Origin of the sequence: Paraburkholderia sediminicola (assembly GCF_046027355.1) — a bacterium.
In the GTDB taxonomy this organism is placed as follows: Bacteria; Pseudomonadota; Gammaproteobacteria; order Burkholderiales; family Burkholderiaceae; genus Paraburkholderia; species Paraburkholderia sediminicola_B.
Genome location: NZ_JAQQEK010000004.1, coordinates 206,351 through 231,270, shown reverse-complemented (window position 1 = coordinate 231,270; position 24,920 = coordinate 206,351). Strand labels below are relative to the sequence as shown.

At 63.0% G+C, this 24,920-nt stretch carries 18 protein-coding genes and 3 pseudogenes; 10 read left to right on the top strand and 11 right to left on the bottom strand.

Annotated elements, in window-relative coordinates; translation table 11 throughout:
• The first annotated feature begins 1,041 nt into the window (after positions 1 to 1,041).
• Genes pdhA through PQR42_RS09310 form a run of 3 tightly spaced genes read left to right on the top strand, consistent with a single transcriptional unit; the run spans position 1,042 to position 4,223 of the window.
• Positions 1,042 to 2,130 (top strand): pyruvate dehydrogenase (acetyl-transferring) E1 component subunit alpha, encoded by a 1,089-nt coding sequence (gene pdhA, locus PQR42_RS09320; RefSeq protein ID WP_408386166.1) that lies wholly within the window; start codon positions 1,042 to 1,044, stop codon positions 2,128 to 2,130.
• Positions 2,123 to 3,103, top strand: a complete 981-nt coding sequence (locus PQR42_RS09315) for an alpha-ketoacid dehydrogenase subunit beta (RefSeq protein WP_408386168.1) — start codon at positions 2,123 to 2,125, stop codon at positions 3,101 to 3,103. The genes pdhA and PQR42_RS09315 overlap by 8 nt, the downstream gene beginning before the upstream one ends.
• Before the next feature lie 4 nt (positions 3,104 to 3,107).
• Positions 3,108 to 4,223, top strand: a complete 1,116-nt coding sequence (locus PQR42_RS09310; RefSeq protein WP_408386170.1) for a dihydrolipoamide acetyltransferase family protein — start codon at positions 3,108 to 3,110, stop codon at positions 4,221 to 4,223.
• A 327-nt stretch (positions 4,224 to 4,550) separates the two neighbouring features.
• Here PQR42_RS09310 and PQR42_RS09305 read toward each other — a convergent pair whose 3' ends face one another.
• The 3 genes from PQR42_RS09305 to PQR42_RS09295 all read right to left on the bottom strand — a co-directional run bounded on the left by PQR42_RS09305 (position 4,551) and on the right by PQR42_RS09295 (position 6,599).
• Positions 4,551 to 4,793 carry a hypothetical protein gene (locus tag PQR42_RS09305; RefSeq protein ID WP_408207699.1) on the bottom strand — a complete coding sequence of 81 codons (243 nt, stop codon included), beginning with the start codon at positions 4,791 to 4,793 and terminating at the stop codon, positions 4,551 to 4,553.
• A gap of 43 nt (positions 4,794 to 4,836) precedes the next feature.
• A complete protein-coding gene (locus PQR42_RS09300; protein WP_408386413.1) occupies positions 4,837 to 5,802 on the bottom strand; it encodes a Vgb family protein in 966 nt (321 codons plus the stop codon).
• A gap of 596 nt (positions 5,803 to 6,398) precedes the next feature.
• On the bottom strand, positions 6,399 to 6,599 hold the full coding sequence (locus tag PQR42_RS09295; RefSeq protein WP_408207697.1) for a DNA-binding protein: 201 nt from the start codon (positions 6,597 to 6,599) through the stop codon (positions 6,399 to 6,401).
• Positions 6,600 to 6,772: 173 nt separating this feature from the next.
• On the opposite strand from PQR42_RS09295, the gene phaZ reads away from it, so the two are divergent.
• Entirely contained in the window at positions 6,773 to 8,008 is a 1,236-nt protein-coding gene (gene phaZ / locus PQR42_RS09290) for a polyhydroxyalkanoate depolymerase (RefSeq protein ID WP_408386172.1), read from the top strand.
• Positions 8,009 to 8,380: 372 nt separating this feature from the next.
• On the opposite strand, the gene PQR42_RS09285 is transcribed toward phaZ, so the two are convergent.
• Positions 8,381 to 8,506 (bottom strand): chaperone modulator CbpM, encoded by a 126-nt coding sequence (locus tag PQR42_RS09285; RefSeq protein ID WP_408207693.1) that lies wholly within the window; start codon positions 8,504 to 8,506, stop codon positions 8,381 to 8,383.
• A gap of 196 nt (positions 8,507 to 8,702) precedes the next feature.
• The gene (locus PQR42_RS09280; RefSeq protein WP_408386174.1) at positions 8,703 to 8,957 is read right to left on the bottom strand and encodes a DnaJ C-terminal domain-containing protein; all 255 of its coding nucleotides are present in this window, start codon (positions 8,955 to 8,957) and stop codon (positions 8,703 to 8,705) included.
• Between the two features lie 146 nt (positions 8,958 to 9,103).
• Here PQR42_RS09280 and PQR42_RS09275 point away from each other — a divergent pair, with 146 nt between their 5' ends.
• Positions 9,104 to 9,646, top strand: a complete 543-nt coding sequence (locus PQR42_RS09275; RefSeq protein WP_408386176.1) for a GNAT family N-acetyltransferase — start codon at positions 9,104 to 9,106, stop codon at positions 9,644 to 9,646.
• Positions 9,647 to 9,781: 135 nt separating this feature from the next.
• Here the strand turns inward: PQR42_RS09275 and PQR42_RS09270 are convergent.
• Together PQR42_RS09270 and PQR42_RS09265 are read right to left on the bottom strand one after the other, a co-directional pair.
• Positions 9,782 to 9,918: pseudogene (locus PQR42_RS09270) on the bottom strand (IS3 family transposase); the annotation flags it as partial.
• 112 nt (positions 9,919 to 10,030) lie between these two features.
• The gene (locus PQR42_RS09265; RefSeq protein ID WP_408493622.1) at positions 10,031 to 13,324 is read right to left on the bottom strand and encodes an adenylate/guanylate cyclase domain-containing protein; all 3,294 of its coding nucleotides are present in this window, start codon (positions 13,322 to 13,324) and stop codon (positions 10,031 to 10,033) included.
• A 262-nt stretch (positions 13,325 to 13,586) separates the two neighbouring features.
• Here PQR42_RS09265 and PQR42_RS09260 point away from each other — a divergent pair, with 262 nt between their 5' ends.
• On the top strand, positions 13,587 to 15,815 hold the full coding sequence (locus tag PQR42_RS09260) for a SulP family inorganic anion transporter (RefSeq protein ID WP_408207685.1): 2,229 nt from the start codon (positions 13,587 to 13,589) through the stop codon (positions 15,813 to 15,815).
• A gap of 1,419 nt (positions 15,816 to 17,234) precedes the next feature.
• Here PQR42_RS09260 and PQR42_RS09255 read toward each other — a convergent pair.
• A complete protein-coding gene (locus tag PQR42_RS09255; protein WP_408207683.1) occupies positions 17,235 to 18,299 on the bottom strand; it encodes a glycosyltransferase family 4 protein in 1,065 nt (354 codons plus the stop codon).
• 876 nt (positions 18,300 to 19,175) lie between these two features.
• Here PQR42_RS09255 and PQR42_RS09250 point away from each other — a divergent pair.
• The 3 genes from PQR42_RS09250 to PQR42_RS09240 all read left to right on the top strand — a co-directional run bounded on the left by PQR42_RS09250 (position 19,176) and on the right by PQR42_RS09240 (position 21,959).
• A complete protein-coding gene (locus tag PQR42_RS09250) occupies positions 19,176 to 19,502 on the top strand; it encodes a hypothetical protein (protein ID WP_408207681.1) in 327 nt (108 codons plus the stop codon).
• A gap of 138 nt (positions 19,503 to 19,640) precedes the next feature.
• The gene (locus tag PQR42_RS09245; protein WP_408207679.1) at positions 19,641 to 20,111 is read left to right on the top strand and encodes a PRC-barrel domain-containing protein; all 471 of its coding nucleotides are present in this window, start codon (positions 19,641 to 19,643) and stop codon (positions 20,109 to 20,111) included.
• Positions 20,112 to 20,672: 561 nt separating this feature from the next.
• Positions 20,673 to 21,959 carry an NRAMP family divalent metal transporter gene (locus PQR42_RS09240; protein WP_408386181.1) on the top strand — a complete coding sequence of 429 codons (1,287 nt, stop codon included), beginning with the start codon at positions 20,673 to 20,675 and terminating at the stop codon, positions 21,957 to 21,959.
• A 146-nt stretch (positions 21,960 to 22,105) separates the two neighbouring features.
• Here the strand turns inward: PQR42_RS09240 and PQR42_RS45775 are convergent.
• Positions 22,106 to 22,204 (bottom strand): annotated as a pseudogene (locus PQR42_RS45775) (IS6 family transposase); the annotation flags it as partial.
• A gap of 86 nt (positions 22,205 to 22,290) precedes the next feature.
• Positions 22,291 to 23,001, bottom strand: coding sequence for an IS6 family transposase (locus PQR42_RS09235; RefSeq protein WP_408386415.1), 711 nt, complete (start codon positions 22,999 to 23,001; stop codon positions 22,291 to 22,293).
• A 68-nt stretch (positions 23,002 to 23,069) separates the two neighbouring features.
• Between PQR42_RS09235 and PQR42_RS09230 the strand changes: the two are divergent.
• Positions 23,070 to 23,687 (top strand): annotated as a pseudogene (locus PQR42_RS09230) (AI-2E family transporter); the annotation flags it as partial.
• A gap of 300 nt (positions 23,688 to 23,987) precedes the next feature.
• Here the strand turns inward: PQR42_RS09230 and PQR42_RS09225 are convergent.
• Positions 23,988 to 24,761, bottom strand: coding sequence for a TetR/AcrR family transcriptional regulator (locus tag PQR42_RS09225; protein WP_408213105.1), 774 nt, complete (start codon positions 24,759 to 24,761; stop codon positions 23,988 to 23,990).
• Positions 24,762 to 24,920: the final 159 nt, after the last annotated feature.

Below are 24,920 nucleotides of genomic sequence, written 5' to 3'. Positions count from 1 at the left end.
GGTACGCACTTTCATCTTAAGTAGCTGGCACTTGGGAACGCTTGCGACACTATCGGGCTCCAGTCAGAAAGTCTTGCCAGTCCTATGCGTACGCGCAGTCCATCGGCTCCGGGGCGTCTTCAATGAGATGACGCGTTGAGTAAGCTAGGTTGGTCCGGAAAAGCGTTCTCGCCGGTTCAGGTATCTCGCGCAGGCGCACATACCGTAGAACATCGCTTTCGTGCACGAAGACCTCAGGAAGAGTCGGTCTTGCTGGCAGTTGTTCATCGCCGTCATTGAGCGCGGCCGCGATGCTCCGTGCAACCAGATCCCACACCGACACGGATCAGCGAGGGTATCTTCATTGTTTGCATTGGGTCCAGAGGAGTGGCCTCTCGTCTGATCGAACTTGAATCGTCTGTCACACCGCGCTCTATCAAGGGGGCATACCTTCGTCATTACGCCGGTGTCAAGGCAGGACGGGGCGGCACACCAGCGAAGAACTTCGAGAAGTTACAGGAGAAGCGACGAGGTGATGCGGCGATGCAGTGGACGGAAAGAGACCTGCTCACCAGATTTGTCCCTTGGTGACCTGCGACAGTATCCGACTCCGCCCGCGCCCGGACGCATGAACCGGGCTACGGAGGGTCGCGCAGTCCTACGCCGACCTCGTAGCTGCCCGACCCGTGCGCGATGCCGGCTCCGTCAGCCGAAGACGCTGCTGAACTACTGCGCGTAAGCGCGCGTTATTCCACTGGTTGCCGTCCATGCCATGTTCTCGTGGCGACTGCTTTACTGTCATGGCAAACGCGACCGATGGCGCGTGCCATCCATCCGATGGTGCATCGCGACAATCGAGCATCCGGTTCGTATGCGCGGCTACCTTGCCGCGTGTGAATAACGGGCGAGGCAGTGGACCCCTTGTGCGCGCTGGCATCGCCCAGAATCGGGTTCGCACGCGCTGCGGTTTGAGTGCGCAACGCAGCAGTGTTCGTGCGGTAGCGCTCGTGCGTGCGAACTCCGGCGCGTATACGATATCTGAATGAACATGGAGGGGCGGTCATGACCACGGCTGCCAGTTTTCATATCGGCTACACGCAATACCTTGGCCCCGACGGCGAGCCTGCTCAGCCGTTGCCTGCGTTCGCACGGGACCCGACGGAGCTGATTCCGCTCTATCGCGCGATGGTGCTGACGCGGGCGTTCGACACGAAGGCGGTGGCGCTGCAGCGTACCGGCAAGCTCGGCACCTTCGCGTCGTCGGTCGGCCAGGAGGCGATTGGCGTCGGCGTCGCCAGCGCAATGCAGCCTGACGATGTGCTGTTTCCTTCGTATCGCGATCACGCCGCGCAATTGCTGCGCGGCGTCACGATGACGGAAAGTCTGCTGTATTGGGGCGGCGACGAGCGCGGCAGCGACTTCAGCGTGCCCCGCTACGATTTCCCGAACTGTGTGCCGATCGGCACGCAGGTGTGCCATGCCGCCGGCGCGGCCTACGCGTTCCTGCTGCGTCACGAACCGCGCGTCGCGGTGGCGATATTAGGCGACGGTGGCACGTCCAAAGGCGACTTCTACGAGGCAATGAACATGGCTGGCGTCTGGCGGGCGCCGCTTGTCCTCGTGGTCAATAACAACCAGTGGGCGATCTCGGTGCCGCGCAGCCGCCAGAGCGCTGCGCGAACGCTCGCGCAAAAAGCGATCGCTGCGGGAATCGACGGACTGCAGGTCGACGGCAACGACGTGATCGCGGTGCATCAGGTGGTCCACGCGGCGCTCGCCAAGGCTCGCCGCGGCGATGGCCCGACGCTGATCGAAGCGCTCAGCTATCGCCTTGGCGATCACACGACAGCCGATGACGCGACGCGCTATCGCGACTCCGAGGTCCTCAGCAAGCAATGGGAATACGAGCCGCTGCTGCGGTTGCGCACCTACCTGACGCGCATGCACGTCTGGGACAAGGCGCAGGACGAACAACTCGGCAAGGCGTGTCTTGCGCAGGTCGAGCAGGCCGTCGATGCGTATCTGGCGATACCGCCGCCGGACACCTCCGCCATGTTCGATCACCTGTACGAGACCTTGCCACAAGCGATGCGTGAGCAACTCGCGATGGCACAACGTTTTGCTCCTGCCACGGGGAACCAGCATGGCTGACCTCAACATGGTCGAAGCGCTTAATCAGGCGCTCGCCTATGAACTGGCGCACGACCCTGCCGTCCTGCTGCTTGGTGAGGACATCGGCGGGAACGGCGGCGTGTTTCGCGCGACGGTCGGGTTGCAGGCCCGATTCGGTGCGCAGCGTGTGATCGATACGCCGTTGTCCGAAACGGCGATTGCCGGCACTGCGATCGGCATGGCGGCGATGGGCCTGAAGCCAGTCGTGGAGATCCAGTTCAGCGGGTTCATCTATCCGGCCATCGACCACATTCTGAATCACGCGTCGCGTCTGCGGCATCGAACACGCGGACGGCTGACGTGTCCGCTAGTGATCCGTGCGCCGTGCGGCGCTGGGATTCACGCGCCGGAGCATCATTCGGAAAGCCCTGAAGCGTTGTTCACCCACATCCCTGGATTGCGTGTCGTGACACCGTCATCGCCAGCGCGCGCGTACGGTTTGCTGCTCGCGTCAATCCGTGACCCGGACCCAGTGATCTTCTTCGAGCCGACGCGACTGTACCGGCTCTTCAGGCAGCCGGTGGAGGATAGCGGCGAAGCGCTGCCGCTCGACAGTTGCTTGACGTTGCGCGATGGGTCGGACGTCACCCTGGTGAGTTGGGGGGGAGCATTGCAGGACGCGCAGGTCGCGGCCGATCTGCTCGCGCAGGAAGGCGTGATGGCCGACGTGATCGATGTGGCGACGCTCAAGCCGCTGGACATGAACACCATTCTTGCGTCGGTGGCGAAAACCGGACGTTGTGTGATCGTGCACGAGGGCTCGCGCACTGGAGGGGTTGGCGCGGAGATTGCCGCCAATATCGCCGAGCGCGGACTGTACTCGCTGCTCGCGCCGGTGCAACGCGTCAGTGGATATGACGTAGTGGTGCCGCTTTACAGACTTGAGAATCAATATATGCCAGGTGCGGAGCGAATCGTTGCCGCGGTCCGGCAGGCTCTGGAGGCGTCGTGAAGCCATGAAAATCTTCAAACTGCCCGATCTCGGAGAAGGCTTGCAGGAAGCAGAGATCGTCGAGTGGCACGTCAGGAGCGGCGAGGACATTCGCGCGGATCAACCGCTGTTGTCAGTCGAAACGGCGAAAGCGATCGTCGAAATTCCGTCGCCTCAAGCCGGCCGCATCGCGAAGCTGTTCGGTCAGCCGGGCGACGTCGTGCATCTGGGTGCGTCGCTCGTCGCATTCGAAGGAGAGGGCGACGAAGCCGATGCCGGCACTGTGGTCGGCCATATGGAGGTCGGCCAGCATGTTGTGCAGGAAGCGCCGGCGGCGTCTGGCGGCGGCATCGGCGCGGGTGCCGGTGTGATCAAGGCGATCCCGGCGGCGCGGGCGCTCGCGCGCAAGCTGGATGTCGACCTGGCGATGGTGACGCCGTCGGGGCCGGAGGGCGTCATCACGGCGGCAGATGTGCAGCGCGTCGCGAAGGTACTCGCCGAACTCGGGCCGCCCGAAGTGCTGCGCGGCGTGCGGCGTGCGATGGCGCAGAACATGGCGCGGGCGCAGAGCGAAGTGGCGGCCGCGACCGTCATCGACGACGCCGACATTCATGCATGGCCGCCGCATAGCGATGTCACGATCCGGCTGATCCGCGCTCTGGTGGCCGGATGCCGCGCCGAACCTGGGCTCAACGCATGGTTCGAAGGACACACGGGCCGGCGCCACGTGCTGGAGAAGATCGATCTTGGCATTGCCGTCGATCTGCCGGATGGCCTCTTCGTGCCGGTGTTGCGCGACGTCGCGCATCGCGACGCAGCGGATCTGCGCGGCGGGCTCGACCGGATGCGCGCCGACATCCGGGCACGCAAGATCCCTCCGGAAGAACTGCGCGGCAACACGATTACGCTGTCGAATTTTGGCATGATCGCCGGTAAATATGCGGCTCCCATAGTTGTGCCGCCCACTGTCGCGATTCTCGGAGCCGGGCGCATTCACGAGCAGGTCGTGGCGGCAGCCGGGATTCCCGCGGTGCATCGGATCTTGCCGCTGAGTCTGACATTCGACCATCGGGTCGTCACGGGCGGCGAGGCGGCGCGTTTTCTTGCCGCGACGATTGCGGATCTGGGGATGGCGCAGTAGCCATACTCGCGTGTTCGGACGCTCTCGCACCGGCGACATCAGATGGCTGACAATCAGCCTCTCAATGCCGTCCACGCTCCTGCCAATCCGGGCTTCGCGTCGACGCGGCACCCGTCGAATGGCCAGGCCTATTTGCGGGAAATCGGAAGGGGTGACTCGGTGTTGGACGCTCCTGTCATTACGTCCGTGGATCTTTGGCGTTTTGGCACGGTCCGGGCCATGAAGCGACTGTCGCAGTGCCCAAGCTGAGCGGATGCTGCTTCGCTCTTACCGGCCGTTCGTGGCTGGCGGGTCGAGCGCGACTCGGTCGGCGGGGTGTCCGTCCTGCTACTGCAAGCTCTTCATCAGTTGCCCGCGCAATGCATCAGCGATCTGCTGCAAGATGTCCGGTAGCAACACCTGCGCATCCAGTGGGTCGATCACCGAATATCCCGAACCAGCTGCGCCGTCGACGACTATCACGACTGCGCATCGGGCCTGAGTCATATCGCGGACGGTGTTGCATGCGGCATCAAACAGCCCCGCTGATTCACCGCCAGGCACGACTTTTCGTCCAGAGTTGTCGCTCATAGGCTCTCCTGTACAGTGGATGACATTCGTGGACAGTGCGTCGTCAATTCCCGCTGGCGTCTGCTGCGCGGGAGCGGTAGCGCAGCAGATGATCGGTGCCGGACTCGGACAGCCAGACTTCTCCTGGGCGGCCCATCATTTGACGTACGTTCGCGTGCGGACGCGGCAGCGCAAACACGTCGAACCGCGTAGTGCGCGGGTCGAAGCGCACTAGCGCGTTGGCGCTCCATTCACTGAGCCAGACGATGTCCTGGTCGTCTACGAATATCGCGTATGCATGGGGATCGTCGCCGGGCAGGCGCCATTCGCGCCATCGACGCGTCGCTGGATCAAATACGCCGACTTTTCCTGCGTTCCACTCGCTGACCCAGACACGCCCCTTCGAATCGGACCATACACGGCGCGCACCTTGATCCGGCGTCGGCGGATCGATGACCTGCGTTGCGCCGCTTCCGGGATCGATGCGGCCGAGATAACTTCCCGCTAGTGACGCGAAATACAGGCTGCCGTCCGGGGTCACGCAGATGCCGTAGGGGCCGTGCCCGCGCGGCGCATCGAAGACGCGCATGCTGGCGCGCTTCGGATCGAGCTCGCCATAGACGCCGCTTTGGCCGGTAAACCACAGATGCCCTTGCTTGTCGAAGACCGCGGTATTCAGATTGGCGGCCGGCCGGTCCTTCGGCAATGGAAAACGCGTGACGGCAAACGTCTTCGGATCGACGCGCACGATCGCGTTCTGGCCGCCGTCGGTGATCCATGCCGCGCGATCGGGCCCGACGATCACGCCGTGCGGTGCCGACCCATCGCCAAGCGGAATCCTGTCGATCCTGCCGCTACGCGGGTCCAGCCGACCGACCACGCCCTGCGCCTGCGCGGTGTACCACACGGCGCCGTCGGGCGCCGGGGCGACGTCATGTGGCGCACTACCGGTCGGGACGGCGAAAGTCTCGAACGACGGCGGTCGTACCTGCGCCTGCACCGGACAGATGGTGAGCGCGGCGCTTGCCATGGCCGACACAAGACACGGGGTCAGCCGGGATTCGAGAATCTTGCTTACGATTGCCACAAAGCGATCCCCATCTATCTCCAGCATGTTCGATTCCATGTCACAGGATGATTTTCAAAAGGCGCCGACGGCATTTTTATTGTTGCACTTATCCGTAGTTGTCGCTGCGCCGACTCATTCACAGACACTTGCCCGCTCTGGCGTCAATTTACGGCCGCGACGGGCATGGCCAACGTTGAAGGGCGGATCATGTCGACGGCGATGCCACAAATCGCGGCCGTACCCGGTCGTCAAGGCCTATGCGGCATGAAACGACAGCGACGGGGTGCGTCCGGACCTGGCGCGGGACCGGGTTGCGCTGGCAAGTGGGCGTGCTGCAGCCTTTCCTCGAGGGACCGATGAAAACCGTCGTGCTCGGTGAGTCGCTCGGTCAGTCCGCGTGCTTGCTGCGTGAGGCGTTCGACGTCGAGCGCGCGCTACTGCAATGCGGTCTGGCTGCTGCGTGCGCCGCCCGCTCGCGAGCGACGGCGGCGCAGCCTCGGTCAGTTGCAGGTCCGCAACGGCCTGCGCCTCTTCGTCCAGACACGCGGTGAGCCGGACTACAGGATCCCGGATTGCGTCGGACGGCGATCCAGCGCGTGTGAACGATACATCGTCCTTTTCTTGAGGATCGCCGTTTTGGAGCCGGTGTTGCCGAGCGCGATACGTATCGCGTCGAGCGATGGGTGCTGCCCCTGCGCGAGCAGCGCGTCGCGGGCGCGCGCGTTACGCCGCAATTTCTTTCCCGGAGCACCACACATATGCTGGTCTTTAGCGCAAGGTAGAAGGACGCGACGGCGTGTTTCTTGCGGCAGGTCTACATTTCTCGCGGCGTATTGATTGCCGTTGAACGCGTTTCACTCCCGTTTTTCCGACCACGCTCCTGCCTTGATGGAAGACGGAACGAGTCGCGGGCACGCGGGCAGGAGACAGCATGTGGTATTCGTGGCTTGAAGAGCAGCGTGGCCTGATGCAGTCGTTCAGCGACTGGGCAATGCCCGGATGCGATGCCTGGTTGTCGCCGTCGATGTCTTGCGTGCCCGTCGCCGCTGCTGGCTATGACTGGCTGCGCCGGCTGGTTCGACCGGCCCTCGTGGCACCGCCGTTCGGCATCGAGGCGGTGACGGTGGGCACCCGATCGGTACCGGTTGCCGAACAGGTGGTCGACAGCACGCCGTTTTGCGCGCTGCGGCAATTCACGCGCGCGCACTCGCCCGTTGCACCCAGGTGCGGTCAAAAACGCGCGGCGCCACCGGACATCTTTCTCTGCGCGCCACTCGCGGGACACCACGCGGTCATGCTGCGCGAAACGGTCGAAACGCTGCTGCAGGACGGCGATGTGTACGTCACCGACTGGGCCAACGCACGGGACGTGCCGCTCGCCGCCGGCCCTTTCGGACTCGACGACTATGTGCTCGCGGTCGAACGCTTTCTGTTAAAAGTGGGCTGCGCGCATACGCACGTCATCGCCCTCTGCCAGGCCACCGCGCCGACCCTCGCGGCTGCGTCATTGCTGGCGAGGGAAGGAGAGGCGCCGCCGCTCAGCCTGACGCTGATGGGCGGCCCGATCGATGCGCGGCTCAATCCGACCGCCGTCGACCGGTTGGCGCAAAGCCACAGCCTCGACTGGTTCCGCGACACGGTGATCGACACCGTTCCGCCCGGCTATGCCGGTTCCGGCCGCCGGGTCTGTCCGGGCTTCATCCAGCATGCGGCGATTGTCGCCGCGCATCCACACCGCCAGTTGGCACTCGAATTGCACTACTGGTCGAGCCGCTTCTCAGTCGATGCGAAGGCCATTGCGAACAGCCTGCGTGCACTGAACGAATATGCGGCGGTTCTCGACATGGCCGAAGATTATCTGCTCGACACGATTCGCGTAATCTTTCAGGAGCAGCAGCTTGCCCGTGGGAAATGGCACGTCGGCGGACGCTGTATTCAGCCGCAGGATCTCGCAGCTACGGCGCTTTGTACAGTCGAGGGCGACCGCGACGACATTGCCGGCGCGGGCCAGACGCATGCCGCTCACACGCTGTGCAGTGCGGTCCCAGTATCGAAGCGCTGCCGCCTGACGATACCGGATTGTGACCACTATGACCTGTTCACCGGCCCGAGGTGGCGCGAGGTGATTCACCCCGCCGTGGTCCGGTTCTGGAGGTCGATGCGCTGACTGAGGTGTCCCTATGGGCAAGGGCGAATCTCGGCCCTCGTGACGTCAAACGAACTAAAGTTGGTACGAGTTAGTCAATAAAGCTCGGACTTTTTCGATTCGGGGCCGGCCGAGGCAGCACTGGAGCTTGCCGAGTCTGAAGCGAGGCGGGTTATCGCCTTTTGAATGGATCTCTGGATTCAGCCTTGCGCGGCGTGCGCTGACCTTTACGGCCAGCTGGCCGCCACAAACCCGCACGACGAGCTGACGCTTAATGGCGCTAGCGACGTTCGAAAGGTGTTGCCTGAAAAATACGTCATGTCGACGATCAGGTTGAGGATCACGGGCAGTCCCAGCACGGGCGAAGCACAATGTGGAAATTGGAAAACACGATCAACGACCGGACGAGCGCGTGGCCCGCGCCCGCAATGCATTGATTTCATCGAGCAGGTCGGGCGCGAGCGCAATGCCAGGCCCGTTGATGTCGAGATCCTGTGCGATTCGTCCGGCGGTTCGCACGCGCTTCAGCGCAGCAACCGGTTAAGCGCCATTCGCGCGCCGTGGCGCCCTGCGGCTCGACTGCGTCTTCGATCCATAACGTCAACTGTTCTTCCGACGCGCCGCTTGCCAGGGACAATTCAGCGAGCGTGAACTCGACTCTCTTTCGACGAGCCATCGGGAGCCTGAACGGTTACATGGGCAACGAGTAGCGCTCCTAGGGCGCTGCCGGTACATCGAGCCAGACATCGTGTCCGTCGACACGAAAATGCGGATCCTCCCCGGAGGCGATTTCCAGATACAGGTCCCCGGCCGGGCCGGGCCCCGGGCCGACGTCGCGCTGACCGCCAAGACGCAGGTGCTGCCCACCTTCCGCAGGTCGCCGGTCGAATTTCCGCGTAATTTCCCGGGCGCTCGGGTAGGTTAGGGTTCGCGTGGTGCTTCGGCGTCTATCTGAGAGCGTCCGATGCACGAGCTTGCCTGCTCGACCCTACCGTAAATCGTCCCGTTTGGTAACAGAGTTTCCAGCATGCCACGCATCGCACACCGGGATGCCCCTGCCATAATTGAAACGAGTCTGTGTGAATCAGGGCAACGATTTTCGAAGGGCAGCCACTCATGGATCAAAAACCGCAGCGACGAGAGAGCAGGATGTGGCGTATTGAGTTGACCCGGTTCGACGAATTCGCTCGAGGAGGTGATGACGTACGGATGGTCAGGACAGACGACGCAGTGCAACTCGGGGCGTTGTTTTTTACAGCCTTTAAGGGCACGACCGACGACCTTCAGCAAACCGAAGCGGACTACCGCGCAAAAACAAACGCGCTTTTCGAAGGTCTCTATGGCGATTGCATCCTCGCCGCATCGTCGGTTGTCGAGCGTGATGGCGAATTGCTGTCGGCCTGCGTTGTTACCGATTACGAACCGTACGACTGCCCGCTTATCGCGATCGTGGCGAGCAGGCCCTCAATACAGGGAAATGGCATGGCAAGCAGCCTGGTCAAGGCTTCGCTGAGGAACCTTGTCATCGCTGGCCATAGCGCGTGTTGCGCGATGATCACCGTGGGGAACGGGCCCTCGGAACGGCTCTTCGAGCGTTGTGGTTTCGTGCCACGAAACATCGCGCCCGCGGGGATGCGGACAATAGACTCACGACCGTGAACAACGGAGCTGTTTGTGTTCTGACGCCGGAAAAGGTCGGCTACTGCTGGTCGCAAGCGTCCCGGTTCGGGCCAGGAGCGGGACGCAGCCAAGTGGCATGCACTTGCCTCTGCATGACCGGACACATGGTCACGCTTAGGTTGGTGAATTTGGTCGCTGGCGAAACTCGCGTGGCCAATGATATTTCAATGCGCTGTGTGGAGGCGACTCGTTGTAATGGTCGAACGCGATGGCCAGATTTTGCAGCGTCGTCGGGCATCCGGTTTGGGCAGGCCGCAAGGATTGGCGAGCGCGTTGATCGGACTCGATCTGATCGCGAAGAATGTGCAGATCAATGGGCCGCTGACCAACCGCTTGACACGCGGCGCTGGCGTGACGCTCGCCTCAAGCGGCAAGCGCTGCATCGACCGCGGCCAGGTAGTGCCTGAAGCCCGCCTGCAGCAGCACGGTTCGCACGCGCCCAAGCTCGCATCGCACGGCTTCGTCCGCAGGCTCCTGCAGGGGGCGCGCGAGCGCGCGGCCGCGCGCCGCGAACAGCTCGGCCCAGGGCAGCGGTTCGCGCCGCGTGTAGTCCTCTAGTGCCGTCACGTAGAGCAGCGCGCCGACCGGATCGGGGGCAGACAGCATCGCTTCGATGGCGTCGCGGTAGAACCAGAGGTGGTTGTGGCCGACCGCGCCGAGGCGCAGGAGGTTCTCGCCTTCTGCCAGGAGCCGCGCACGCTCGTCGTTCCCGTCGACCGCGCGGGACAGGGCGCCCAGGACCTTCGGCGCGCAGAACTGCGTGCCCACTTCGCGCGAGATCGCGAGCGCCTCGCGAAGCGCTTTCACAGCTTTGCCGCGGCATCCATCGTCCAGCCATACACGTCCCTGCATTTCCAGATTCTGCGCTTCGAAGCGGCGCGCGCCCAACTGCCGGATCACCCGCATTTCCTGCTCCAGATGGACTCGCGCAGCCTGCACATCACCGAGCTCGTAGCAGGCGAACACGCCGAGCGTCTCGCCCAGCAATTGCGCGCGCGGTTGCCCGATCAGCTCGGCGGCGTGCGCGGCGGCAAGCGCGTCTTCGCGCGCCTGCCACGCGTCGTTCAGATAGATGCGGCTGAAGCCCTGCATCGAACGATTCGCGACTTCGATGCGGCCGAACCCGTGCTCGTGGCTCAACGCCACGCAATCGCTGAAATGGCGGAACGCGGTCCGCATCCGTCCCTGCGCGTACGCGGCATCCGCGAGGCCGCCGAGCGCGCGGGCCTCCGCCTCGGGCAGGCCGAGGCGCCGCGCATAGGCGAGACCGAGTTCGTGCTCGGCGTTGCAGGCATCGATCTTCCCGAGCGGAAAGAGGATGTTGCCGCGCAGATGGTGAAGGCTCGCGAGCTCGGCCACCCGGTCGTCGCGCTCCGCGATCCGCTGCGCGGCTGCAAGCAGGTCTAGCGCTTCATCGAGACCTTCGCTGACGCGCAGGTCTTCCGCAAGCCCAAGCTGGCAGCGGCACAGACTGGCGTCGTCGGGGGCGGCCGCCAGCGCCGCGCGATAGGTGGCGATCGATCCGGCAATGTCGCCGAGGTCGCGCTGGAGCTCGCCCTTGCAACAGCTCAGGGCGTGGCGGTCTGCGTCGGTCTGCGCGATCTCGAGGCCGCGCTCGGCGAGGCGCAGCGCGGCCTCGACCAGGTGGGCCGCGCGCTGCGCGTCCGCGGCGGCCAGATAGGCCCGCGGCGCGCATTCGTCCTCGGCGCGGTCGAGATGCTGGGCGTGCAGCGTGGGGTCGCCGTGCGCGAACCAGTCGGCCGCGCGGCGGTGCAGCGCGCGCCGGCGCGCGCGCAATAGCGTCGAGTACGCGCTCTCCTGAATCAGCGCATGGGCGAACAGGAAGTCCTCGCCCTCCGGCAGCACGAGCGCATTGGCAAGCAGGCCGGCGCAGGCGTAGCCGGGATCGTCGATGAGCCGCCGCAGCAACGCGAGGTCGAAACGCTGGCCGATCACGGCGGCCGCCTGGAAGGCGAGGCGGTCGCGCGGCGCGAGCCGGTCCATCCGCGCGAGCACGAGGCTCCGGATCGAGGCCGGCACGGCGCTGCCGCTGCCTTCCTCGGCGTTGCGCAACAGTTGCTCGAGGAACAGCGGGTTGCCGCCCGCGCGCTCGATGAAGGCGAGCGCGACACGCTGCGTCGCGTCGATGAAGTTGCCCGCGAGGCTCAGGGCTTCGTCCTTTCGCAGCGGCCCGAGATCGATCGTCGCAAAGGGGGTGTCCCGGCAGCGCGCGCGCCACGTCGCGTCGATCGGATCGCCTTCCACGCGCGAGGTCATCACGAGCAGGCCCGGCCCGTTCGCGATGCCCGAGGCGAAGGCCGCGAGATAGTCGAGCACTTCGGGGTCAGCCCAATGCAGGTCTTCGACGACGATCAGGGTCGCGGCCTGCGTGCACGCGTCGTCGGTCAGTCTCGTCGCGAGCGCCTGCTTGCCGCGCTTGCGCGCGCCGTGGTCCATCGCGTCGTAGAGGGCTCGCCATTCGCCCGCGAGCGGCAGGTCGAGGAGGTCGTGGAGAAACGTGTGCTGCTCGGCCTTGACGACACCCTCAGCGGCAAGACGCGCGGCGGCGGCTTGCCGCGCGTCGCTCGATGCGCCGGCCGGCAGGCCGAGCAGGCTGCCGACGATCGCGTGCACGGGATCCTGGCCCTTGCCCACACCGAAATCGAGCACGAGGCCCCGATGGATCACGAAGCCCTGCGACTGCGCGTAGCGGCGCATCTCATCGACCAGACGCGTCTTGCCAATGCCCGCTTCGCCGCGCACATGGACGACGTGGCCGGCCCGCCTCGCGACGCACGCGTGGACGATGCCGTGAAATTGCTCGAGCTCGGCCTGACGCCCGACGAAGCGGCTCTGGCTCGCCTTCGCCGCTTCGCTCGCGATGGCGCGCAGCCGCCAGGCCCGCACCGGCGTGTCGATGCCCTTGAAGCGCTGCTCGCCGAGCGGGTCGCAGACGGCGGCGTCGCCGAGCGCGCGCGCCACGTCATCGGAAAGCCAGGTCTCACCGGCCGCCGCCGCAGTCTGGAGCCGCGCGGCCAGGTTCACAGGATTGCCGGTCACGGTGTAGTCCCGTGCGTCGACGCAGCCGAGCGTGCCCGCAACCACCTCGCCGCTCGCGATGCCGATGTGCGCCTGCAACGTCCGCGCCGCCTGTGCGCTTAGCTGTGTCAGCGCGTCATGGATGTCGAGCGCCGCGCGGGCCGCGCGCAGCGTGTCCGTTTCGTGCGCGCGGGGAGCGCCGAACAGCGCCATCACCGCATCGCCGATGTGCCTGTCGGTCGTGCCGCCATAGGCGAGCACGATGCTGTCGACGAGCGCCGTGTAGCGGCCGATCAGCGCGCGCAGTTCCTCCGGATCAAGCGTGCGCGACAGCGCCGTGAAGCCGCAGAGATCGGCAAAGAGGATCGTGACCTGCCTGCGTTCGTCCGCGGGGGTGTCCAGGACGTTGGGCGCCTGCGCCGCCGGCGGGGCCGCCGCGGCCGAGTCCCGCGCGGCGGCAGCGACGATGCGTTTGCGGTGGCCGAGCGACTGTACCCCGAGCTCCTTCAGATCCCCGTCGGTCAACTGCGCGAGCAGCGACAGATCGATGTCGTTCGCCGCGAACGCTTGCGCGTACTGCTCGAGCCCCAGGGCCTGCAGCCATTGTTCAATATCCATGTTCGCCGCCTGCGTCCAATGCCGGGCGGCGCGCGCTCCGTCGCGCGGGTCGCTTCCGGTTCCTTCCCATCGGCTCAAAACGCAGACGAAAGGCGTGCGCAGATTGCCGATGCGAACGGCCCCGAACCTATCGGGGATCGTGCCGATGAATACCCAGTGTAGGCGTCCGCCACGGACCACGTATGGCGTTTGACAGGCTTTCGTTCGAGGACGGATACTGGATCGCTCCCCATCGTGCCGCCGCATTCCACCGGGAATTCACGTGAAGCCGGGCCAGACCGTTTCCGTCTCCGACGTCCCGCCGCGCTCGCGCTTCGCGGGGCTGCCCGGCGATCTGGCGGCCGGGGCGGTATCGGCACTCGTCATGCTGTGCTACGCGATGAGCCTCGGCACGATGATCTTCAGCGCCGATCTGGCCCGCTACGCGATGCTCGGTGTGCCCACCGCGCTCGTCAGTTGTGTCGTCACGGCGCTCGTGATTGCCTTGACGAGCTCGATGCGCCTGAACATCGGCGGCCCCGACAGCAATGCGGCGGCGTTTCTCGCGGGTGTGGCGGCAGGCGTCGCGAGCAGCGTGCGCGCGGACGGCGGCTCCCCGCAGACCCTGCTCCTGACCGTGCTGATCGCGATCGCGCTCTGTTCGCTCGTGACCGGCATCGTGCTCTACGCAATCGGTTCGTCGAAGCGCAGCCGCTCGCTGCAGTTCCTGCCTTACCCGGTCCTCGGCGGCTTCCTCGCCGGCACGGGCTATCTGCTCCTCGCCGGCGCGTTCCGCGTGATGACGGGCGAGTCCCTGCAATGGCATACGCTCGCGCTATTGACTCATCTTCACTGGCTCGCGTGGCTCCCCGCGCTCATCGTAGGCGTGCTGGCCACCATCTTGCTGCGCACCTGGAAGCACGTCGCCGCGTTGCCGCTTACGCTGGCCTTCGGGATCGTCCTCTTTTACGTCCTGCTGCGCGCCGCGGGCCTGTCGATCGACGAAGCGCGCGGCATGGGGCTGCTGTTGCCGCGCGTGGCGCTGCGGCTCGCCGGGCTGCCGGAGCTGCACCTGACAGCGCAGCTCGCGCAGGGCGGCATCGACTGGCCGGCGATCGCCGCACACCTTCCGGAGAGCCTCGTGGTCACGTCGGTCTCGGCTGTCACGATCCTGATGAATTCGACGGCAATCGGTGCAGCGACAGGCGAGGAGGTCGACCTCAATCGCGAGATGCGGGCCGCGGGCCTCGCCAATCTCGCGAGCGGGCTGTTGGGCGGCATGGTCGGCTATCAGTCGTTCAATCGCTCGATGCTCAACGCGCGCGTCGGCGCGACGAGCCGGATGGCGGGCGTGTTCGCGTCGCTCGCGTGCCTCGTGGTGCTTGCCGCGTCGCCCGATCTCGTCGCGCTCTTTCCCGTACCGGTGCTCGTCGGCCTTCAGCTTTTCATGGGGCTGCGCCTCCTCGTGCAGTGGGTGGTCGGCGCCTACGCGAAGCTCAACTGGTATGAGTACCTGCTCGTGCCCATCATTCTCGGCACGATCGCGGGCTGGGGCGTGATCGTCGGCGTGGTCGCAGGCGTCGTCGCTGCTTGCGTGATGTTCACATTGCTCTACGGCCGGGTCAGTTGCATCCGGATGGAGTTCGACCTCCGCACCCGGACCTCGAATGTCGAGCGCAACATCGAGGAGACCGAAGCGCTGCGCGGACTTGGCGCACAGGTGTGCGGAATGTGCCTGCAAGGGTTTCTCTTCTTCGGTACAGCCAATTCGATCCTCCAGCGCATACGCGAGCGGGTCGCCGCGCGCGATCTGGCTGCGGTCCGATTCGTCGTGCTTGACTTCGCGTCGACCCAGGGCATAGACGCGTCCGCATCGATCAGCTTCGTCAAGCTGCGGCAACTCTGCGCGGCGACGGACAAGGACCTGGTCTTGACCGCGCTGCCGCCGCGCTCGCGCGATCTGCTGACTAAAACCGGTACGCTCAATCTGCGGATTCGAGAATTCGACACGCTCGATGCGGGCCTGGAATGGGTCGAAGACAAACTGCTCGCGTCAAGCGCGCTCGCGCTGAAGCGCGGTGACGACCTCCACGCGATGCTCGCGCCGTATTTCACGGCCAGCGCGCTGAACGCACTGTTCACCTATCTCGAAGTGCATGACCTGCTACGTGGCCAGCCACTGTTTCTTCGCGGGGAGCCGGGCGACGCGCTGTACATCATCGAGAGCGGGCGGGTCGCGGTTTCGCTACCGCTCGGTAACGGGCGGTCGGTGAGGCTGCGCGCTTCCGGCCTGGGCACGGTCGTTGGCGAAATGGCCGTGTACACGCAGCAGCCGCGCAGCGCGGACGTGTTCGCCGAGGTGCCGACGCGCGTGCGCAGGCTGTCGCTGGCCGCCCTCGTTGCTCTCGAGCAAGACAACCCGGCAGCCGCGCAGCAGTTTCATCGCTTTCTGGTGAAGGTCATCGCGTCGCGGCTCGCCCTCGCCACTGAGGCCCTGCGCGCGGCCTACTGAGCGGTGGGCGGGGGATGGTGTTCGGGGCAACTGCCGTGGCGCCTGGGAGGCGGCCGACGCGCGGTCGGGGCCGGACCCAGTGTAGCGAGGATACGAGAAGCGTGCTTAAGCGGCGTGAGTCCGGTATCCGATAGTACTCGACGTTTGAATGTCCATCGGAGCGCTCCGGCGAACGGCCGAAAGTGGCCCGGCTCCTGTCCCACACGTCGCACGCTTCTCGGCCCTTTCAGACCGTTTGGGCAAGCGCCGAATCAACATCTGCATCTAACCTTCATCGGACCTCTACGTCATCGCGAGTGCGTTCCGGCAATCGGCGCAAAGAAAGTCATATCAGTCCTTCGAACCTTCCCGGCCATTCAGTGCACGCGTGCCTCATTCGCGAGTTCCCTGGCACTCGTCGTCCGATTAACGGGCAAGCTCATACAGATGTGGTCGCGGTCGCTGACCGACCATCGACTGATGGGCACATGACTGGAACGTCCTATCTCAACCCGAAATAGCCCAGGACGAATAGAACGATGACCACGGCTCCGACAAGCCAGATGATGTTGTTCATGACGCTCTCCTCAAGTTCGACACTAGCCTGATCAGCGGTGCGACGCGCAGGTCGCGGACCAATTGGCGAAGCGTGCAGCGGCACCTGGCGTTTGGCATAACGAAGACTTGCGCGGTCGCGCCAGTTGCCGGCTACGAATGCGCGCCTCGCGAGAGACGCCTGGGAATCACCGGCGCACGGCGGACGCAACGTAGCTTTCTCACATGCGACAGGGTATGTCTGTACGGTAGCAGTCCGAGCGCCTGAAGAAAGCTAAGACGCTCAGAACGAAGTGGTAACGGTCGATCGTCACGGCAGCCTATGAAGCTACTCATGCGACACCTTCAGCGTAGTTAGCATCGGTAGCCGGGCCTATCAGTGTTGGCCGGGTCGCAGGCACGGCCCACGGGTGAAACCTGGACTCCGCTAGAGCCCTCGGATGAACAGATCGCCCATGCATACCAAGTCATCAACGGCACGTCCGTGATCAGGGTGATCTGCTCACTCCCATCGATAAAGCGAGGCACTACGCCGACGAGTGCGACTGGGAAGGAGAGCATATGCGTACGTCCGCCTATCTCTGTCGTGCAGCTCTTACCGCCGCGCCATCCGGATGCATTTGGGCACCCCGCGATGGCTATCGTGGTGATCGAAACGGGGTCGTGGCGGCGTCCACAAAAAGGCTTGGAATCAGGGATTCACGTCCGGCGACCACATGAATCATTCATGGCATCCCAACAGCCAGGGGCGCATGAGTCCGGGCAGAGGGAAGGAGGGTAGGTTCGCTGGGTTCATCGCATCAAAACGGCCGGTCAGCGTCCCTTCCGGTGCACGTCGTCATGACCGGCGCCACGGCTTCGAAATGGAAAGTCGCCAGGCGCAGATCAACCGGCGGTGGCACGTCGCAACACCGGGCGCGTTGCCGCGTGAAGCAGTGACGTATAGCTGGCTACGTATTTCCGCGCCATCGTTCTGGCGCTGAAGCGGCGTTCGAACTGGGTGCGGACTTCCGTACGTGACAGCTCATCGAGTCGTTGCAGCGCGCCTACGGCACTCTGCACGTCTTCGCAGATATAACCGGTGACGCCGTGGTCGATCACTTCGGGTACAGAGCCGCGATTGAATGCGATAACCGGGGTACCGCACGCCATTGCCTCGATCATGACGAGGCCGAACGGCTCGGACCAGTCGATCGGAAACAGCAGCGCCCTCGCACCCGATAGGAATCCAGGCTTCTGCTGCTCGCTGATTTCCCCGAGAAATTCGACGTGCGTCTGCGACAGCAGCGGCTCGATTTCCGTCTTGAAGTATTTCTGGTCGGCCCTGTCTATCTTCGCGGCGATCTTCAACGGCAGACCGCTTTGTGCAGCGATCCTGATGGCGACGTCTGCTCCTTTCTCCGGACTCAGTCGTCCCAGGAACGCGAGATATTGCGGCTCCTTCTGCGTTTGCGGCGTGAGCAGCGTTTCCGGCAGACCGTGATAGATCGTGTCCAGCCAGTTCGCCTGCGGCAGCGGCAAACGTTGTGAATCGGAGATCGACACGACCGGCGCCTTCGGAAACGTATTGAACACGGCTTGCAGTTCCGGCAGGTCGAGGCGGCCGTGCAGCGTCGTCACGAACGGCGTGTCGAGCCGCGAAAACAGCGAGAACGGCAGATAGTCGAGGTGAAAGTGCAACACGTCGAATTCGCGGGCGACACGGCGCACCTGTTCGAGCATCAGCATGTGCGGGGCGAGCACGTCGTGGGTCGACGGGTCGAGGCGCAATGCACGCGGCCACGCGGCCGCGAGCGTCGCCTTCGTGTGCGAGTCGCCGCTTGCGAACAGGGTCACGTCGTGCCCCAGGTCGACAAGCGCCTCGGTGAGGTAGGACACCACGCGCTCGGTGCCCCCATAGAGTGCCGGGGGAACGGCCTCATGCAACGGGGCAATCTGTGCGATGCGCATTGGTACTTCTCCCTGGAAAGTGCACGCGTTAAAACCATCCAGGGTTGAGGGCCCGCAGGGCAACGTGTACGAGGTCCTGGTGAGACGATCGGGACCGGCTCTGGGTGTCTCCCTGGATGGCGGCGCTTCCGGATCGCAGCATCCGGCGGATACGCGCCATGTCGCGACGGGATTGCAGGGCACCTCGTCGCACGCCGCGAAAGTCGCAGTGGATGCAATGTTGTGGAAGCCGGGACGTCGGTGTTTTTTCCGTGAGGACGATGTGTCCGTTTATACGTTCTCACTTCCAGCACGGCAGGTCTGTACGGTAGCGGTCAACACCCTTCATACGGTGCGTCAAGCCGCTGTTCCTGTTTCACCGGGTGATCGATCTGCCGTCCGTCTCCGCAGTGAGTACATTGAGCGGCGATGTAGCAACCGGTTTTCGCAACGGGGCACGTTCGATACACGCGGAGACTGACGCGCGCACGCAAAGAAATGCGTGTCCTGAGATCATCCAATGACGCCTCCGACCTCGATGCGCCATCATCACCAGATCGCTCGGCTCCCAAAAGTCCCGGGTCGGTCAATTGATGCAGCGCACACCGCTGCAGCCTGCACGATTCGGGAAGAACGCAACCGTGGCGCACTTCCTTAACAGTCTGGGAAACGGGCGGGCCCAGCCAGCGCGCTTGCGCCACGCGGAAGGAACCGGACCTGTGTGATTGCAGTGGAGAGTTCTATAGTAAACAGGCCGCCACCCGTCGATTGGCTGAGAACCGCGGCGCAGCAATATGCCACCTGGTTCAGGCAGGCGAGACTGACGGTACCACGTTGGGATCCAGCAAAACGGCGCCCAAACTTACCGTGGAACAACCTTCGAGGAGGAGGTTCATCATGCTGCAAGCCAGTGAAATCCAGAAGCGTTTCACCCATCTGGAGCAAACCATTGAGAAAGCCTCGCAAGTCTGTCACGCCGACGCCACAGTGCCCAAGGAGCTTATGGACTGCGTTGATCAACTCGATAAGAAATCCGGAGGCGCAAAAAAAATAATGGAATCAAAAGACGAAAAGCGCATGCGTCAATGGATCGACGACCTTGAGCAGGTCGGCGACCGAGCAGAGCAGGCGTGTCAACGTGCAACCAATGTAAATGCGAAAGTAAAAAGTGCCGTTACCTCCGTTCATGCCGAACTTTCCGATCTGAAAAAACAGTTGCACTAGCTCATTTCTAGTAAGGGCATCCCTGCCGTGGTTCGCACGAAATTCGCGTTAGCCGTCGCGCGCCGATCCGAGTCTGCACTCGCCCGTGGCGTGGCTGTTGCGGAATTGAAGGTCTGATCTTTTCACGAGGAGAACATCATGACCACACTTGACCCCAGCGCCCAACCGGCAACTGGCGGCAGCGGCGCGAAGATTGTCGGTGGAGGAACTGGCGAAGGCCCCTGCCCGGATGTGATGGCGGCAGCCACGCTCGACGGCGACAAGGTCATCACTTCGGATGGCGAAGATGTCGGCAAAATCTCCGACATCATGCTCGACGTGCGCGGCGGCCGGATCGCCTACGCCGTCCTGTCCAGCGGCGGGTTCCTTGGCATGGGCCACACCCTTTACGCCATCCCGTGGAGCGCGTTGACGTTAGACACTAACGAGAAGTGCTTCCGGCTCGACATCGCCGCCGACCGCATCAAGAACGCGCCCGGCTTCGACAAGGACCATTGGCCCGCGATGTCGGACCCTCAGTGGGGTTCGTCGCTGCACGAGTACTACAACCAGCGGCCCTACTGGCTGGCCACCCGCGGCGCAGTCGAAGGCCGGACGCTCGATCTTTAAGTCGTTAAAACCAGGGATGAGGGTGTCGGTGGTGGTCGAACCAGCAGGACGCCTTCGCCACCTGTTCGAAACGCCAGCCGCAAGGCTGGCGTTTTCCTGTCACCAGGCAGTTGCCGAAGGAGCTTCGAGAGACGGGCTACTGGCGCGGGCTTCCGCAGACACGCGTTCCAGAAATATGCTTCCTGCCGGCGAAGACGCAACCGAAGCCGTTACGGTGGACACCGCGGCGTTGCGCGAGCACGAAACCGGGACACCCAGCCATCTGCATAAGGTGGTCCCACACATGATGCAAACGCAGTTCAGGGAGTTGAGCACCCAATACCCGTACAAGGTGTGGTGCGGACAGGGATAATCGTTCGAATCGTGGAAAATCTGACGGTTGCTGTTCGGGCAGCCTCATCTCGCTTGGGATTCAACGTTTGATCTGGTTTTGCGCTGTGCGTGGTTCGTGAGTTTCTGAATAGGTGCGCTACGATTAGAGGAGCTTTTACAGTGACGTGGGGTCGACTACGGCCCGGCAGCGACGAACGTCGCTTCAAATCCCCATACTATTGAGCTCGTATGGAATCCGATACTGATCCGTCGTCAACGCCGCCCAGCAACGTCAATTCGTGGGTTGAGAAGTTAGGGCCCGGTCTGATTACCGGAGCGGCCGACGACGACCCGAGCGGCATCGCAACGTACTCGCAGGCGGGCGCAGCGTTCGGCTACAACATCCTGTGGACGATCCTGCTGACCTATCCGCTGATGGTTGCCATCCAGATCATCAGCGCCAGGATTGGCAGGGTCAGCGGCCACGGACTGGCGACCAATATTCGACGTCACTATTCCGCATGGCTGCTCTACGGCACGGTTATTCTCCTGCTCGTGGCGAATACGATCAATATTGCGGCGGATCTCTCAGCCATGGGCGCAGCCGTCAATCTGGTCGCTGGTGGCCCGACGCATGTCTACACGGTCGGGCTCGCGCTCTTTTCGCTCGTTTTGCAGGTTTTTGTTCCGTATCGACGCTATGTCCGCGTCCTCAAGTGGCTGACGCTTGTCCTGTTCGCCTACGTCGGCGTCGTGTTCGCCGTCCAGATACCATGGATGACCGTGGCGATCCGGACGGTGTTGCCACATCTGTCGTGGAACGGCGGCTACGTCACGACCGTCGTCGCGGTATTCGGGACGACAATTAGCCCGTACCTGTTTTTCTGGCAGGCCTCGCAGGAAGTCGAGGAGCTACGGGCACGACATGGACAGCTCGCGCTCAAGCATGCGCCGTCTCAAGGCGCGTCAAATCTGAAACGGATCAAATTCGATACGTGGATCGGTATGGGGTTTTCAAACCTGATCGCGTTCTTTATCGTTCTCGCCACGGCCGCGACCCTCCACGCGCGTCACATTACCGATATCCAGACGTCGTCACAGGCCGCCTCGGCGCTGAGACCGATCGCTGGGGAGTTTGCGTTCCTGCTGTTCAGTATTGGCATCATCGGTACCGGGCTGCTTGCCCTGCCGGTCCTGGCCGGTTCTGCAGCCTACGCGATGGCAGGAACGTTCGAGTGGAAGAACAGCCTGGAACTGGAGCCGAAGCTTGCCATGCGGTTCTACGGAATCATCATTCTCGCTACAGTGGTTGGCCTGGCCCTGGGCTTCACCTCGATTGACCCGATCAAGGCACTTTTCTGGAGTGCCGTCATCAATGGCGTCACCTCAGTGCCGATTATGGTGCTCATGATGAAGATGGCGTCGAATCCAGACATCATGGGGACGTTCTTTATTTCAGGCACCCTGCGGGTCGTCGGTTGGCTGGCGACGATCGTGATGGCCGCTGCCGTTATAGGAATGTTCTGCTTTCTGTAGGAAGCGGGCCCGACACATGACATTTGTCCAGAACGGGCCAGGCCTTGATGCGGATTGAACGGGTGCTTTTAGGGGTAATCGTCCTTTTCTTGGCATTGTCACGTTGGCTGATCGACGGCGCAAATCTACAGAGGACGCGTATTTGCTCAGACGGCTGACGGATTCTGGGTGAGTTCGGTGAAACGATGCCATGCGTCAAAACGCTGAGCGAGCTGTTTGCGGTAGAGAGAAGCGCGCAGCAAATGATGATCATGTAGCCGGCCTCCTCGCCGCGGTGGTTCTGTCGCGGTAAGGCAAGCGGATCAAGCAAAGATGATATGCGAAGGATGGCTTACGAAACCAACGAGTAAAATTGCTGGGCGGCAGACAGCGAAGTTCTGCCCGAACATTTCACCTGTCCTTTCTTGATCATGTGCATCAATTCGATGCCACTCAGAATGACGCGCGCGCAGTTGAAATCCTTGAACCCGAGCATCGGTCGGGTTCGGCGTTTGATGGCTCGATGGTCCTGCTCCACGATGTTGTTCAAATACTTGATCTGACGAACCTTGATGGGCGTCTCTCGCTCGGTGTTCACCTCGTTAAGCGCGGCCAAACTGGCGCCGCTTTTGTCGATGGTTACGGTCTCGGGCGAGCCGTTCTGACCAATTGCCTTTTCGAAGAAGCGCCGCGCAGCAGCCTTGTCCCGCTTGGCTCTGAACAGAAAATCGATGGTGAGGCCTGCCTTATCCACTGCCCGGTAAAGATACTTCCACGAGCCCTTGACCTTGATATAGGTTTCGTCAACACGCCAGCTCTTGCCGACCGGACGCTTGTGCTGACGAAATGTCTTTTCGAACAGTGGCACCATCTTGATGACCCAGCGATGCACCGTCGAATGATCGACACAAATGTCGCGCTCGGCCATCATTTCCTCGAGATTGCGAAGACTCAGCGAGTAGGCAACGTACCATCGCACGCACAGCAGGATCACTTCAAGCGGATAGTGCAGCCGCTTCAGAACCTTGGCGATGTCCGGAGCAAGCGTCGATCGTGGCGTCATTGTCTTCTTCATCGTGTGGCCAGAGCGTTTTCGTCCGCCTGGAATTTTACCTCGCCCGCGTTAATGCGACAGAGCCCAACTTGATGATCACTGTTGTCGGCAACGTCGTGCTGGTGCCGCTCGTGCTGTTCTATCTGCTCTATGACAGGCACGAGGCGTTCGATCGGCTGGAAAGCTTCGTGCCGCGACGCTGGCTGGGCAATACGCGGGACTTCATGAGTGAGACGGACCAGATGCTGTCGCAATACCTGCGCGGCCAGCTACTCGTGATGGGAGCGCTCGCCGCGTTCTATCCGATAGCACTGACGATCGCGGGCTTCGAAATCGCGCTACCCGTTGGTCTTTTCACCGGGCTCGCGGTGTTCATTCCGTATATCGGATTTGCGACCGGGCTGACCCTTGCGCTTCTAGCCGCGCTGCTGCAGTTCGGTAGCTGGTATGGCGTCGGCGCGGTGGTCGTCGTGTACAGCGTCGGCCAGATTCTCGAAAGCTTCATTCTCACGCCACGCTTCGTTGGCGAACGTATCGGCCTGCATCCGCTCGCGGTGATTTTCGCCTTGCTGGCCTTCGGCCAGCTCTTCGGCTTCTTTGGCGTGCTGCTCGCGCTGCCGGCCAGCGCGATCCTGGCGACGGGTCTGCGCGAACTGCGCCGCCGTTATCTCGCGAGTGCGCTTTACGGTAGCTGACTGATTTTTACGACGGCATAGGATCAAGCCCAAAACCGGAAGAACCAGCGCTAAGAGAACGCAAAAAACGCCGTATTCGAGCGCATGCAATTCTCCAAACATGTGGGCTGAGGAGACACGACTCAGTGACCCAGATGGGCGGGTGCTCCGTGGGCCTGACGCGATATTTCAATGCTTTCGACCATATAACGGCAGCCTTCACACGTTCGTTGTCGGCGCCGTTTTTCCGATCACAGCTACCTCGCTTGTGGTCTCGCCGCCCCTCTATCGGGGCACTGGGGCTGGAAATTGTCCACCCGATCAGCGGACAGGCGGTTTTGCTCGACAGACCTTGGTTTCTGGCTTACCCGTAGGCAACGGCAACTGCGCAATTCTCTCCGCCTCCGCGCGCTTGAGTCCAAGTGCCTGTAGCACGACCACTGCCGCGCGCTCCGCGAAGTTCTGTTCTCCAAGTCCAGATCCCTTCTGCCGCTGGGCCGCCGGTCTGACGGAGGCGGAAAAGTGCAGTTCAGCGGCGATCGCCGCGAAGATGATGCCCGTAACGGAAATGAGACACAGGAACTGGTCCGGGACGACAAAGCGGTTCGCGGAAATGCCACTTTGACTGTCGCGCAGCAGTCGTTGACCGAGACCCCAGTTCAGCGCATGCACCGAAAAACCCTCGCGGATCAGGAGCTGTCCCCACACGGGCTCGCGGCGGGCGCGCATCAACGTATGGCGCACACAGACTGCGACTACTTCCGCCGGGTCGGACAATCCGCTGGCCAGGCGGTCAAGCGAATCAGCGAACTCCTCGAACACCCACTCGACGAGCGCGGCGAAGATCCCTTCCTTCGACTCGAAGTGGTTGTAGAAGGAGCCGAAACCGACGTCGGCGGCCTCGGTAATGTCGTTGATGGCTACTGAACCCATCCCTTTCTCGGCGATTAGCCTGAGCGCAGCGTCGAGCAGCCGGGTACGAGTCTCCCGCTTGCGGCGGGTGCCGCGCGGCTGCTGCCCTTCGGTCGCCTCGGCCGGAGCCCGCAGCTTTTGTGTGCGCTGCCGGGTCGCACGGGAGTTCGGGGTATCAGGCATCGCGGCTCCAGATTGCTGTGTTGTCATAGTTGAGATTTACACGTCATAGTTGACAATATAATCAATTATGGGTTTAATGTCACTGTCGCGAACGGATTGGCGACCGCATGGACAGACGGATTGAGTTGCGACGGTGCCTGGAACAGGGTGTTGCAGCGG

What these genes read in the sequence shown, in the direction of transcription:
- pdhA (WP_408386166.1), top strand. Translation starts at nt 1,042, where the DNA reads ATGACCACGGCTGCCAGTTTTCATATCGGCTACACGCAATACCTTGGC.
- PQR42_RS09315 (WP_408386168.1), top strand. Translation starts at nt 2,123, where the DNA reads ATGGCTGACCTCAACATGGTCGAAGCGCTTAATCAGGCGCTCGCCTAT.
- PQR42_RS09310 (WP_408386170.1), top strand. Translation starts at nt 3,108, where the DNA reads ATGAAAATCTTCAAACTGCCCGATCTCGGAGAAGGCTTGCAGGAAGCA.
- PQR42_RS09305 (WP_408207699.1), bottom strand. Translation starts at nt 4,793, where the DNA reads ATGAGCGACAACTCTGGACGAAAAGTCGTGCCTGGCGGTGAATCAGCG.
- PQR42_RS09300 (WP_408386413.1), bottom strand. Translation starts at nt 5,802, where the DNA reads ATGGCAAGCGCCGCGCTCACCATCTGTCCGGTGCAGGCGCAGGTACGA.
- PQR42_RS09295 (WP_408207697.1), bottom strand. Translation starts at nt 6,599, where the DNA reads ATGTGTGGTGCTCCGGGAAAGAAATTGCGGCGTAACGCGCGCGCCCGC.
- phaZ (WP_408386172.1), top strand. Translation starts at nt 6,773, where the DNA reads ATGTGGTATTCGTGGCTTGAAGAGCAGCGTGGCCTGATGCAGTCGTTC.
- PQR42_RS09275 (WP_408386176.1), top strand. Translation starts at nt 9,104, where the DNA reads ATGGATCAAAAACCGCAGCGACGAGAGAGCAGGATGTGGCGTATTGAG.
- PQR42_RS09265 (WP_408493622.1), bottom strand. Translation starts at nt 13,324, where the DNA reads ATGGATATTGAACAATGGCTGCAGGCCCTGGGGCTCGAGCAGTACGCG.
- PQR42_RS09255 (WP_408207683.1), bottom strand. Translation starts at nt 18,299, where the DNA reads ATGCGCATCGCACAGATTGCCCCGTTGCATGAGGCCGTTCCCCCGGCA.
- PQR42_RS09250 (WP_408207681.1), top strand. Translation starts at nt 19,176, where the DNA reads ATGCTGCAAGCCAGTGAAATCCAGAAGCGTTTCACCCATCTGGAGCAA.
- PQR42_RS09245 (WP_408207679.1), top strand. Translation starts at nt 19,641, where the DNA reads ATGACCACACTTGACCCCAGCGCCCAACCGGCAACTGGCGGCAGCGGC.
- PQR42_RS09240 (WP_408386181.1), top strand. Translation starts at nt 20,673, where the DNA reads ATGGAATCCGATACTGATCCGTCGTCAACGCCGCCCAGCAACGTCAAT.
- PQR42_RS09235 (WP_408386415.1), bottom strand. Translation starts at nt 23,001, where the DNA reads ATGACGCCACGATCGACGCTTGCTCCGGACATCGCCAAGGTTCTGAAG.
- PQR42_RS09225 (WP_408213105.1), bottom strand. Translation starts at nt 24,761, where the DNA reads ATGCCTGATACCCCGAACTCCCGTGCGACCCGGCAGCGCACACAAAAG.